Source organism: Nostoc sp. XA010 (assembly GCF_020829625.1).
Taxonomy (GTDB): domain Bacteria; phylum Cyanobacteriota; class Cyanobacteriia; order Cyanobacteriales; family Nostocaceae; genus Nostoc.
In genome coordinates this window covers 42121-54788 of sequence record NZ_JAIVFX010000022.1, presented here as the reverse complement: position 1 = coordinate 54788, position 12668 = coordinate 42121, and the positions used below count along the sequence as shown (strand labels likewise).

9 protein-coding genes are annotated in these 12668 nt (G+C 41.8%); 5 read left to right on the top strand and 4 right to left on the bottom strand.

The features are described 5' to 3' along the window. Positions 1 to 147: 147 nt before the first annotated feature. Complete coding sequence (locus LC608_RS25270; RefSeq protein ID WP_229556190.1) at positions 148 to 1443, bottom strand: chloride channel protein; 1296 nt, start codon at positions 1441 to 1443, stop codon at positions 148 to 150. A gap of 202 nt (positions 1444 to 1645) precedes the next feature. Between LC608_RS25270 and LC608_RS25265 the strand changes: the two genes are divergently transcribed. The 4 genes from LC608_RS25265 to LC608_RS37650 all read left to right on the top strand — a co-directional run bounded on the left by LC608_RS25265 (position 1646) and on the right by LC608_RS37650 (position 9125). Next, positions 1646 to 1843 carry a hypothetical protein gene (locus LC608_RS25265; protein WP_118166258.1) on the top strand — a complete coding sequence of 66 codons (198 nt, stop codon included), beginning with the start codon at positions 1646 to 1648 and terminating at the stop codon, positions 1841 to 1843. 583 nt (positions 1844 to 2426) lie between these two features. Further along, positions 2427 to 7784 (top strand): translocation/assembly module TamB domain-containing protein, encoded by a 5358-nt coding sequence (locus LC608_RS25260; protein WP_229556189.1) that lies wholly within the window; start codon positions 2427 to 2429, stop codon positions 7782 to 7784. Between the two features lie 326 nt (positions 7785 to 8110). Then, entirely contained in the window at positions 8111 to 8698 is a 588-nt protein-coding gene (locus LC608_RS25255; RefSeq protein WP_229556188.1) for a 2OG-Fe(II) oxygenase, read from the top strand. A 337-nt stretch (positions 8699 to 9035) separates the two neighbouring features. Beyond that, positions 9036 to 9125: an element excision factor XisH family protein gene (locus LC608_RS37650; RefSeq protein WP_374108443.1), complete on the top strand. Its 90-nt coding sequence runs from the start codon at positions 9036 to 9038 to the stop codon at positions 9123 to 9125. Positions 9126 to 9236: 111 nt separating this feature from the next. Here LC608_RS37650 and LC608_RS25250 read toward each other — a convergent pair whose 3' ends face one another. Further along, positions 9237 to 10157, bottom strand: a complete 921-nt coding sequence (locus LC608_RS25250) for a polysaccharide deacetylase family protein (RefSeq protein ID WP_229556187.1) — start codon at positions 10155 to 10157, stop codon at positions 9237 to 9239. A 459-nt stretch (positions 10158 to 10616) separates the two neighbouring features. On the opposite strand from LC608_RS25250, the gene LC608_RS25245 reads away from it, so the two are divergent. Beyond that, positions 10617 to 11129 carry a DUF3122 domain-containing protein gene (locus tag LC608_RS25245; RefSeq protein ID WP_229556186.1) on the top strand — a complete coding sequence of 171 codons (513 nt, stop codon included), beginning with the start codon at positions 10617 to 10619 and terminating at the stop codon, positions 11127 to 11129. 144 nt (positions 11130 to 11273) lie between these two features. On the opposite strand, the gene LC608_RS25240 is transcribed toward LC608_RS25245, so the two are convergent. Continuing rightward, entirely contained in the window at positions 11274 to 11564 is a 291-nt protein-coding gene (locus tag LC608_RS25240; RefSeq protein WP_229556185.1) for a hypothetical protein, read from the bottom strand. Positions 11565 to 11808: 244 nt separating this feature from the next. Further along, entirely contained in the window at positions 11809 to 12648 is an 840-nt protein-coding gene (locus tag LC608_RS25235) for a prephenate/arogenate dehydrogenase (protein WP_229556230.1), read from the bottom strand. Between the last annotated feature and the right edge of the window lie 20 nt (positions 12649 to 12668).

Here is a 12668-nt window from a genome sequence, read left to right as displayed (position 1 = left end):
CCTTCTTCTTTCTCTGCGAGACGCTGCGCGAATGCGCTCTTTGCGTCCTTCTCTAACGAGACGCTGCGCGTAGCAAGATCCCCCTAGGAGTATGCGGTTCGTTCCTTTACCCTTCAAACTTCCCTTGACAGACTTCTACTTACCCTTTTATTCAGTAGCTTCTCTCTGAGACTTCAATTGAGCTGCAATTAGGGGAACTTTGGGCGCGAGAAAAAATCCAATTAAACTGGCAAAAAGGATTGGCGTAAAAGGACTCAAATTAGCCAGTTTTGACAGTAGCAAAGTCGTACTTATAGGTGTACGCGTTACAGCTGCATTGATAGCCGCCATTGTACAAATCATCGCAAGGGACGGATTAAGCCCCGGAATTAAGACTGCTACAGCTTTACCAATACAAGCACCAGTGAAAAACAAAGGGATGATGAATCCACCGCGCCACCCACCTGTTACTGTAATGCTAATGGCAGCCATTTTACCAAGAGCGAGAGTTAAGAGAAAAACAGCACCAAAGTTAGTAGCGAGGACTGATTCTAACTCTTCATGTCCAAAATAACGGGTTAGGGGTAATAAAACTGCTAAAGTGCCAAGCCCGAATCCTGCTAATGTTGTGCGTACATAAATGGGGCCAGGAATTCGAGCAAGCAAGTAATCGCAGCCCCGAAAAATGCCCATAAAAATCCATCCCGCCACCGTCCCGATGATGCCGAACATAATAGCGATCGCAAAATCATCAATCTTGTCTAAGTGGTACTGGGGAAAATGCCAAGTGGGCGCAATTCCTAATTGTGTAATTGCTGCAAATACCAAATAACTAGCGCAACTCGAAACAATGGCTGGCATCAAGGCTTCGTAATATTCCACAATATGCTGATGGTGTAAAATCTCTAGGGCGAACATTGCACCGCCAAGAGGTGCGCCAAACAAGGCAGTGAAGCCAGCCGCCATCGCCGCTAAACTCATGGTTCTGAGGTCTTCACCCTGGAGTTTTAGGCGATCGGCAACCCAAGTACCAAAAGAACCTGTTACCTGTACCAGTGGTGCTTCAGGGCCAGCACTACCGCCTGCCGATATGCTGATTAGAGAAGCAAGAATCATTGAGGGATTCTTACGAGCATCTAGGCGTCCGCCACGAAAATGGATATTATCAACAATCACGGCGATTTCACCGGGATTTCCTAAAAAATGAATCACCAGCCCGATAACTAAACCAGCTAGTGGCATCACTATCAGGAGGCTGAAACCTTCAACTTTTTGCAACTGGTGAGTTAAAAGTTCTAAAACATTCCAGTACAACGCAGCAAATAGACCACCAGCAATACCTACAACTACCCAGCAGATCACCCACTGCGAAATCATCAAGGGATTACGTTTTACCAGTCCAAAAAGTTGAGCAAATGTCCAGCGTTGAGTTTGATTGGTAGCGGGGGGCTTTTTTGGTAACACTGCTTATTTCCTATTTGTGAAACGGAGAATACAGAATATTTACGTTTTTTATAGTAAAGGCTATTTAGTTTAGTAAATCATCTTTGGTCTACAAGAGGCTATTGCTTTTTTTACTTATTACTGTGTGAAATTAAGTCTCAAGATAGTGTGAACCTGACTACAAAAGAACTTAAGCTTGCCGTATAAGTTCGGGGAAATAGTGATGAATAAGGAAACAGTTCCTAGTCAAGCTGAAAAGTCTAGTCCAGAAGGCGATCCATCGCAACTAGATCCAGAGGTACTGGACAAAATTAAACACCCTGCGAGAATAGACGATGTTATTCGGGAGCAATCACCAGAAGAACGTAAAAGTAACCCAGCTTTAGTACCAGAAATGATCGATGATCCAACTGATGATTGATTGGGTTTGCGAAAGAGTAATCGAAATGCTTTGATTCCCGGCTTCTTAGAGAAGCCGGGAATTTTGTTAGTAGTCTGTTGTTACCCAAAATTATGCCGTTCCTGATATATCTCTGTCGTGTTAATGTCTAATAGCTCTACATACAGTAATTTTCATGTAGTAGTTTAATCTTCAATGATTTATTACCTAAACTTTGATGTATAGTATTAAACAAATAAAATCTATCTAAAGATATCAATTATTTATACAAAAAGATAGTTGATGGCAATATTAATATTGTGGGAAAAGACATAGAATCATATATTTTGGCTAACAAAAAGGAGACAAAATTTGTCAGACAGCTATTTGGATGACTATAGACTTTCAAAAGGTGAAGCAGAGAATTAACCTAATTACTGCTCAGATTGACGAAGTGCTAATTAAGTACCATACTCTAGATAAAATCTCCAGATTGAAAGGCGAGAACAACTAATTTTGGGAAAATTGTTACTCAAAATATATTAAAAAGCCACATGGAACTGGCTGATAAAACTACTACTAGCCTGCCTCTTGGCTTATTCCAGATAAAAGTACTGTAACGATAATGACGCACTCTCCAAATTCAGAAAATAACCAGAAACCACATAATCGTCGTTTATGGCTCCTCCTCTTAGGACGTACCAGTTTGGCTTTCGGTGTCGTTTTGCTGGTTGGAATTGCAATCGGTGCTTGGTGGGCTAGAAGCTATGTATATAAAGATTTAGCGCCATTAGTACAGCAAAATCTCGAACAATTGCTTGGGCGTCCAGTTAAAGTAGGGAAAGTTGAACGTTTTTCACTAAATAGTCTAAGATTTAGCTCTCTATCAATACCAGCAACTTCCACCGATCCAGATCAGGTAGTAGCAAAAGCTTTAGATGTGCAGTTCTCGCCCTTACAACTCATCCTTACCCGAAAACTTGCATTAAATGTCACGTTAGTTCAACCCAATGTTTACATCCAACAGGATCAGGATGGTCGCTGGGTTGCAGCCCAAATCAAGGCTGCGGAAGGAAAAGGTGCTATTCAAACTGAGTTGGAGACACTTCAAATTCAAGATGGGAATGTAGAGTTATCGCCAGCTTCCGGGGCAACTAGACCGAAAGGGTCAGTAATATTAAATCAATTTGGTGGTATTGCCCGATTTTTTGATCAAAATCAACGAATTGGTTATGACATCAATGGTCAACTCGCTAGGGGAGGCGCAGTTAAAATCGTTGGTGAGACACAAACAAAAGCTCAAAAAACTAACCTCAAACTGCAAGCACAAAATTTACAAGCATCTGATATAAGTCGATTAATTGAGTTGCCAATCGCCTTGCAAGCAGGGCGTTTAGATGCTGAATTAGGCGTTCAAATTCCACCCAAGCTGTCAGAAATAGCCGTTACAGGAACAGCTACGGCTAATCAAATCATTGCTAAAATTCCCAAGATTCCTCAGCAAGTTTCTAATTTTAATGGCAGATTTCTATTTCAAGGTCAGACAGTTTCTTTAGAAAATCTGAATACGAACTTTGGCAAAGTTCCTATTGTGGCTAATGGAACAATTAATACCCAAACAGGTTTTAATGTCTCTGCTCAAATAAAACCTGTTAGCGCGAAAAATATCTTAGACACGCTAAATATAAATTCGTCAGTCCCAGCTAGTGGCGAAGTTCAAGCAAATATTAAGGTAGGCGGCGCATTAGAGCAACCAGTCGTTAACGGTACATTAAGCAATACAAAACCTATTCAAGTTGATCGCGTTCTCTTCACAGCCGTCAATAGTGACTTCCGCTTGAATGTATCTCAAACTGCATCTCAAATTGCTGTCTCCAATCTCAAAATAGTCCCCGCAGCAGGTGGTCAAATCACAGGAGGCGGTCAAGCTAATATCGGAGCCAAAGATAATGTAATCTTTAATGCTCAAGTTGATGGTGTATCCGGGGATATATTAGCGCGTAACTACGGTGTTGCTCTACCGATCGCAGTTGGCAATATTTCAGCAAAAGCAGAAGTTACCGGTTCACTTGGCAAACAACCCTTGAAACTTGATGTTTCCAGTGTTCAAGTAACGCCGCCAACAGGGGGAAGAATTACCGCCAGTGGTCAAGTTCAACTAGCACCTCAAGGTCAAGTAGCTTTAGGTATTCAAGCTCAAGGTTTACCAGGAAATGCGATCGCTCAAGGTTACGGTATCTCAACTCCGCTTAATATTGGAGGTATATCTGCAAACGCAAAAGTTTCTGGCTCTCTAGGTAGCCCATTAAACGTAAATGTTGCTAGCGTTCAAGCAAATCCAGAGGTGGGAGGGCAAGTAACAGCCAGTGGTCAACTTCAGCTTGCACCCCAAGGTAGGGTAGCGTTGAATGTCCAAGCACAAAATTTACCAGGAGATGCGATCGCAAGAGCATACAACTCCTCACCCTCCATTACCATTGGAAATGTATCAGCAAATGCTAATATTTCTGGCACTCTGAACAATCTGCAAACAGTAGCGCGGGTGCAAGCGCCGGAAGCCACCTATCCCACTACGGGACGAGTTGTTGTTGCCAAACAAGGAGAGAGGATCATTTTCCCCGATGCGGTTTTGAACGTCGCAGGTGGGACAATTAGAGCTAGTGGTCAACTTGCACAAGAACGCTGGCAAGGAGTTGTCAACACTTCCCAAATTGAACTTAATCGATTCTCACCACAACTGCGAGGACGGCTTAATAGCAATCTTCAGTTAGCAGGCACAACACAATCTTTCCAGCTTGCAGATATTCGCGCTGGTGGACAAATCCGCCTTTCCCAAGGGGTAGCACTGCTGGCAAAACCGCTTACAGCTCAATTTCAGTGGAATGGACAGCAGATTATCGTTGAAAACGCAAGTACCCCAGGATTGAGTGCTAATGGTGCGATCGCTATCCAGTCTCCACCAAATGGCGCACCCCAAATTGCCGGATTTAATTTAAATGTACTAGCGCAGAATTTCAACTTAAAAAATACTGGCTTTCAAGTTCCTGGAGACGTAGCATTAGCGGGATTACTTGATTTTAATGGGCAAGTTACAGGTACTCCAGATGTACCTCAAGCCAATGGTAATATCCGGCTGCGGAATTTCAATGTGAGTAGCTTGAAGTTTGACCCACTTTTAACTGGAAACGTGAATTTTCAAGGCGGACAAGGGGCAAGTCTGCGATTAGCCGGGAAGCAAGATAGGATTGCACTTAACGTAGGTGCAGATTATCGTCCGACTTCATTTTTAGTCAAGCGGGGTGGCGCAGTTACCACAGGTAGAACTGAGGGAGAGAACTTGCTCATCAACGCTCAAGAGTTTCCTATAGCTTTGGTTGGCGGCTTTTTACCTAACAATCAATTGAAACCTTTGGCGGGACAACTATCGGGGAATTTAGTTGTTAATCTGAATAATTATGCCATTGCGGGAGACGTTGCGATCGCAGCGCCTCGTATTGCCAGAGTTGCAGCAGATGAATTTCGCGGCAGCATCAATTATGCTGATGGTAGTGCTAACTTGACTAATGGTCAATTGCGGATTGCAGATACCAACATCGCCCTCAGTGGAAATGTAAAAACAGGGAATGACCCGCAATTTCAATTCCAAGCTAATTTAGACCAAGCCAAAATTGAGAGACTTTTACAAGCGTTTAATATCTTTGATTTTAAAGACTTTAGTACCGGGTTGCAGCCTCCGAAGTTGGCTGGAGCAGAAGTACTTGATACCGAGCCTGTCAGTTTGCCCAATGCAGATTTAAAAACACAGTTAGCATATTTCTCAAATATTGCAACATCGATAGCAAAACAACAGCAGCAAGAAACCAAAAAAGACGCATCTTTACCCACCCTTGCAGAATTAACGGGTGTTTTGAGCGGAGGAATTTCAGGTAATGGCTCGTTAAAATCTGGGTTAAATGTCGGCTTTAATTTCCAAGGTGCTAATTGGCAATGGGGTGAATATTCCATTAATCAAGTCGTTGCTCAAGGCAATTTTGCTGATGGTGTCGTCACACTTTCGCCCTTGAGTGTCGGGATAAATCAAGGACTGGTGGCTTTTACCGGACAGTTAGGAACTGAGCTATCTGGAAAATTGAATGTAGCAAGTCTACCTCTATCGCTTTTACAACCTTTTATCGAAAAATACCCTATAGATATCACTGGTAATGTCAATGCTGATGCCACTTTGGGAGGTAGTTTACAAGATCCCAGAGCGCAAGGACAAGTGACACTGGCTAATGCGACTCTCAACAAGCAACCTGTGCAAACAGGACAGGTAAACTTTGACTACAACAATGCTCGCTTGAATTTTGACAGTACTTTGTTAGTTACTGGAACCCAACCAGTTGCAATTACAGGTAGCGTACCTGCTGCTTTGCCTTTTGCTAAAGTGCAACCAGATAGTAATCAAATCAGCATCAACGCCAGCGTGAATAATGAAGGGTTGGCACTGTTAAACCTATTTACTAACAATCAAGTCGCTTGGGTAGACGGTCAAGGACAAGTAGATTTAAACGTTCGGGGTACTTTAAACGAACCAATTATTAACGGAAATGCCACACTCAACAATGCAACTTTTCGTGCTGAAGCCTTATCTGAACCCCTAACGAATGTCACCGGGACAGCGCAATTTAATGGCAATACAGTGAATGTCCAAGGTATCCAAGGCACTTACAATAAGGGGCAAATAAATGCATCAGGTATCCTGCCAATTTTTGATCCTCAGCAAGCCCTAGCGAATCCCCTGACAGTATCAATAGCAGACAAACTCAATTTTAAGCTTGAAGGACTGTATCAAGGCGGTGTAGGCGGCGATGTTGTAATTCGCGGAACAGCATTAAAACCTGTAATTGGTGGAGATATTCAGCTAAGTGATGGTCAGGTAATTATTGGAAGTAATACTGCTAAGACAAAATCAGCAGCTACAGATCAAACTAACACTAACATTATAGATAGAGAAGAAGTTAAAGTTAATCTTACACCTACAGCAGATACTAATGCTAGCCCAGTGACTACAGCAGATACTAACGCTAGTGCAGTAACTCCACCCAATTTACCTATACAGTTTGCAGATTTAAGATTAAGTTTAGACGATAATGTTCGTATTACCAGTCAATCACTACTCGACTTTGTACCAGGAGGAGCCGCCTTCAGTCAGCCGATATTAAGCTTTGACGCCAAAGGTGGCTTGACGATTAATGGTACATTAGCCAAGCCGCTTCCTCAAGGAGTGATTCGTTTGACAGGAGGACGACTCAGCATATTTTCGACTGAGTTTACCTTGGCGCGAGGCTACGAACAAACTGCGCGGTTTAGTCCAAGTCAAGGACTTGATCCTACTTTGGATGTCCGACTTACCGCAATTGTACCGGAAGCATCAGCAAGGAACAGTCAAATTTTGGAATCACCATTGTCTGCTGAAGTCAGCGATGTTTCTGCTAGCAACTTCGGGACTTTACGTACCGTTACCGTTCAAGCCAGGGTCAATGGCCCAGCTAGTGAATTAGGCAAGAATCTAGAGTTGACAAGTGAACCTAGTCGTAGTAAAGGAGAAATAGTTGGTTTACTGGGTGGCTCGATTTTGAATTCCTTCGGTCAAGCAGATGCAGGACAAGGGCTGACTAATTTCGCTAGCTCTACCATTTTAGGTGGTTTGCAAGGAACTATTACTGCGATCGGACAGGCTGTTGGTTTCAGCGAATTTCGGATATTTCCCACCCCAACCACTAGTAATGAAACAACAACAGCTTCAGTTTTGAATTTATCAGCAGAGGGCGTGTTTAACATTAATAGAAATTTCTCTGCCTCTTTATCACGACCTTTATCTACAGATGAGTCTTTCCGTTATAACGTGCTTTATCGACTCAATGATGAAATTTTGATGCGAGGCTCAACTAATTTAGGGGATGAAAATCAATTCCAAGTTGAGTATGAAACTAGATTTTAGAAGGCGATGTCCCAACTTAAAAGACATTAGAACCTAAAAAGTTTTTGGGTTTTTATGTTTTCATTTTGGGATTTTCAGCCAAAATTTTTATAAAAAACCCTATGATCGCGTGTGCTTGCGATTGTAGGGTTAGAGCTATGAGGTGTCGCATTATGAAATCTTTTAGATTGTATGTAAAGATTTGAAACAGATTAAACAACTGCGGGAGGATATCTCGGTAATGCTGGGGTTATAGTTTGAAAATAGATTATGGAAACTAACTGTGATTTTCAAAACAAATGGTTAGTTTACACCATCAGAAAACTTAAATTTTAATAGGCTCAACCATGACCAAGAAAAATTTGCTTGGCAACGAAATTTTCACGTTAGACAATATTCTTTCACCAGAAGAATGTGCTGAGTATATTGCTTTAACCGAAAACATTGGTTATACAGATGCTCCTATTAATACCATCCGAGGTTTTGAAATACGTCCCGACATCCGCAATAATCAGCGTGTCATCCTAGATGACCAGGAACGGGCTTTTGATTTATGGCAACGTGTATCAAATTGTATACCCAGTACCATTGGCAGATGGCAAGCAGTTGGACTGAATGAACGTTTTCGTTTCTATCGCTATGACCCAGGTCAGAGATTTGCGCTTCATCATGATGCTTCTTATCGGCGACCTAACGGTGAGGAAAGTTTATTGACTTTCATGATTTACCTTAATGAAGGTTTTGAAGGGGGTGATACCCTTTTTCATCTTTCTCTGCGATACTATGAAGATTTACCTAATGTCGCTGTGATTCCAGTAACAGGCATGGTTTTGTGTTTTGTCCATGACCTAGTACATGAAGGCGCTCCTATTATCCAAGGACGAAAGTACGTTTTACGCTCAGATATTATGTACCGTCAATTGAAATATTTTTAGATTTTTCCAGAGAAAGAAGTCCAGCACAGATACTAACTGCTATTTCCTGTGGCTAAAACTACAGCATCTTTTTTAAGGTTTTTGCTAGTTGTTGATAGAAGTTAAGCATCTATGATGATAAACCGCAGAGGCGCAGAGGACACAGAGGAAGAAAAGAATTTAAGGTGAAGAGTTGTGGTCTTCGTTGTTCGTTACATAGTTGGAAATTTCCCCGTCGGCTTACTTAGTACAGCATTATATAAATACGTGCCAAATTAAGTGTCAACAGGGTTTTTCAGGCTTGCTATACTCTAAAGTAATAGGCATAGTTCGTTTAGATTATTATGTTAGCAATTCAATGGCTAAAGATGTTTTTCATTATGCAGTTAAGAAAGGTTTAGAAAAGGAAAGTTGGCTGATTACAGATGACCCATTGAGGATTGATTAATGCAGGTGGGGCTGATATGGAAATTGACTTGGGAGCACTACGAACCCAATAAAATTAATACGATAGACCAATATTGTCAGCAAAATTAGAGGTGTAACTACCCGTAGCCTATTACTGATGATTTGGATGTTCATGACTTTTGGTCACAAATGATACTGCTGTTACCGCACTTTCTTCTTGGGCTTGCATTTCCAGCAATTGGGGAATCGTCACAAATCGATAGCCTTGAGCCTTCAAACCTGCAATCATTTCTGGTAAAGCTTTGACAGATTTAGAACGATTACCGCCCCCATCATGCAACAGTACAATTGCGCCTGGTTTTGCCTGTTTCAGAACATTTTTTACCAGCATTGGCACTTGAGGCGAACGACGTTCAGCGTCTCCTGACTGTTCTGACCACATCATGACAACGTACTTCTCATTTTTGGCGTATTGGGCTAGTCCATTATTCAGAAAGCCGCCGGGGGGACGAAATAGAGTCGTTTTCTCACCTGTCGTCTTGTAGATGATGTCTGCTGTGCGATCAATTTCACTAGATGCAGTGGCTCCATCCATTTGAAAATACCAATGATGCCATGTATGGTTGCCAATTACATGACCATCAGCAGCCACTTGCTTGGCAACTTGGGGAAAATATTTCACCATTTGCCCAACCATGAAGAATGTCGCCTTGATATTATTTTTCTTCAAAATTTCTAAAATCTGCGCCGTATTTTTGGGGCTAGGGCCATCATCAAAAGTCAGGGCGATGACTTTCTCATTTGCTTTTAGTTTCGCTTGATAAATGATTGTTCCCTTAAAAGGCTTTGGTACTTCATTCATCTGGACTGTAGCTGCGGTGATAGACTGAGCAGATGCACTCATTGCCCTATCTAAACTCGTTTTAGCGGTCTCGCTTTTTGGCTTTTGAATTCCCAATAGTTGGTCAAATCTAGTTATGCCTACAAGCAGACTAATACTTACACTACTTACACCAACAGCCAATATAACAGTTACTACCTTTAGTAACAGCGATAATTTCCGATTAGACACATTAAATCTCCTTAAATATTAATCATTAGTTATTACTCTCCACCTGCCTTCCCCTGTTCCCTTACTTCTTATTCCCCGCTTCCCTGTTATATCAATCAATCGTACTCGGTTGTAAATTAATATATATCTTGCTAAAACAATAAAGAATAAAATACCTTGAGACATCCCAGCTAAAGCTAAAGAAAGTCTCAATTTAATCTGCACTAATTGACCGCCTATCTACCAAAGTAGCACTAGTAACTTAGATACAATAATACCCAGTGGATTTAATCGACCAATAAAGGCAGTATAACCGTAACCAAGAGAAATGCTAGTCCGTAGGTTAACAAAAGGGGCTAAAACTTTGCACACCAAAAGGACTTCCAAATAAAAAAATATCCCATTGCTTTTAGGGCAGGGGAGCAGGGAGCAGGAAGCGTCCTTATATCTGCTCCTGAATTGTGCTGTAAAATATGTCAGATGAAGCGAAAATTCCAACAATATTTTTGGCGTTGTGTCCTAGTTGTGTTTCTGGCATTAACTGGATGTGGATGGAGTGTGCAGTCAGCACAAGCACTGCTGCGTCAACACCATGATTCTCCTGGTGTCTTACACTACCACTCACAAGTATCTATCAAAGATGAAAAAGGATATGCTTGGCAAGTCCTACTGTTCAAACAGAGTTACAATAGTCCGGTAAAAAAGTTGCGGTTACGCTTGGTTGCTTTTCCGGGTGTTGTTGAAATTGCTCACCCCCAACCATTGTTGATTGAGACAGCAACAGGAAGATTGCTGAATGCATCGGATGCATATACTCTAAATGCACCCGTCCCTAATGTAGGCGAATATAACTTAACTGATATCTTACCGAAACTGCCAACAACTGATGCGCTCAAACTCTATGTGCCGCTTTCTAGTGGGCAACAATTGCTTCTCAACATATCTAATACTGTAGTCACTGAGTGGCAATGGCTAGTTACAGAAATTGATTGACTTTATTCTGCAATGGTAAAGTTTAATCTAAAAGCAATAAAAATAAACCAATGGTGATGTGGGGTATAATAACCGCCTTCAAGCCAGAAATCTCAGTCTTCATACGCTGATAGCTTCCCACATCACACGCAACACTTGTAATATTTAGTCTTGAGACTCCTCAGAAGTAGGTTCTGATTCGGTTTCAAGTTCTTCTGTTTGGACTTTAACTGGAGGTTTAACCGGTTTGGGGCCACGTGCTAGGGCAGGATTCCCTTGCTGCCTGTTTTCTTCTCCATAGGATGCTTTTTTCCCTTTGTCAGATGAGCGGTTACGGCTCGGTTTTGAGCTTTTGGGGTTGGATTCAATAGAAGGTATAGAATCCGTATTTTCGGAATTGTTGTCAGTGCTTGCTTGGGACTGACGTTCCGATTTCTTAATTGGGCGTTCTACCATTGTTTATTTTTGTAAATTTATCTGTATAGTACATCGGTTTGGTGACTATAAAACGTGCTTTTTTAGGCAAAACCTACGCAGTATAGCAATCCGATTTGATTTCTGAATCACTCGTAGAGGTAAGGGACTCTTTACTGGGGACTGGGGACTAGGAAGAAGGAATAAAGGTGTACTGAGTTTTGTTCAAAAATCAAATATGAGTCCTATATTGGGTGCGTTGTAAATAATGTAACGCACCCTAAAACTAATCAACAAAATCAGGCCGTGCTTTTCCTGTTGATTTCAACTTTTGCTCTAAAGCTGCCCAATTTTCTTGCTCAATTAAGTTAGTCAACTCATCGAGATTGTGACGATACTGTTGCAGCGATCGCAGCAATGCCTGACGATTATACCGGGCCATCATCACACCCAACTCTGGATTCCCACCACCCACACGGCTGGTATCCCGAAAACCTGAACTAGCTAACTTTTGGGCTAATTCTAAAACATCGGGGTCAGTTTCACTCAAACAAGCAGCAATCAACGAGGAACTGACCATTACAGGTAAATGAGAAATCCAACTAACAGCGCGGTCATGTTGCTCAGGTTGACAATAGTAAATTTTAGCCCCAAGCGATCGCACAATTTCTTCTACAACTGTAATTGCACTAGTTTTAGTTGTAGCTATCGGTGTTAGTACATAAGGTTTATCAACAAATAAATGTCGTTGTGCAGCTTCTATCCCACTGTCTGTCCTTCCCGCCATTGGATGACCGCCGATAAAATTATCCCAAAGGGGAGAAATCGCCTTGACTATCTGTGCTTTCGCTGAACCCACATCAGTTACAACAGTAGCAGCAGACAAATGAGCGATCATTTCCTTAAATTGGGGCACAATAAGCCCTAGAGGTGTACAAATAAATACAACCTCTGCGGCTGCCAAGAGACTCAGATCAACGGATGCTTGATCAACACTGCCGAGAGCAACTGCTTTTTGACAAGTGGATTCACGGCGACTGACTCCTAAGATATGATGTCCTTGCGATCGCAAATCAAAACCCAAAGATCCGCCTATCAGTCCCAGTCCTAAAATCCCAATATTCATTGTTGATTTTGACATTTCGT

Coding starts and splice junctions, on each gene's coding strand:
- LC608_RS37650 (WP_374108443.1), top strand. CDS start 9,036: ATGGCTAAAGATGTTTTTCATTATGCAGTTAAGAAAGGTTTAGAAAAG.
- LC608_RS25240 (WP_229556185.1), bottom strand. CDS start 11,564: ATGGTAGAACGCCCAATTAAGAAATCGGAACGTCAGTCCCAAGCAAGC.
- LC608_RS25255 (WP_229556188.1), top strand. CDS start 8,111: ATGACCAAGAAAAATTTGCTTGGCAACGAAATTTTCACGTTAGACAAT.
- LC608_RS25265 (WP_118166258.1), top strand. CDS start 1,646: ATGAATAAGGAAACAGTTCCTAGTCAAGCTGAAAAGTCTAGTCCAGAA.
- LC608_RS25235 (WP_229556230.1), bottom strand. CDS start 12,648: ATGAATATTGGGATTTTAGGACTGGGACTGATAGGCGGATCTTTGGGT.
- LC608_RS25260 (WP_229556189.1), top strand. CDS start 2,427: ATGACGCACTCTCCAAATTCAGAAAATAACCAGAAACCACATAATCGT.
- LC608_RS25245 (WP_229556186.1), top strand. CDS start 10,617: ATGAAGCGAAAATTCCAACAATATTTTTGGCGTTGTGTCCTAGTTGTG.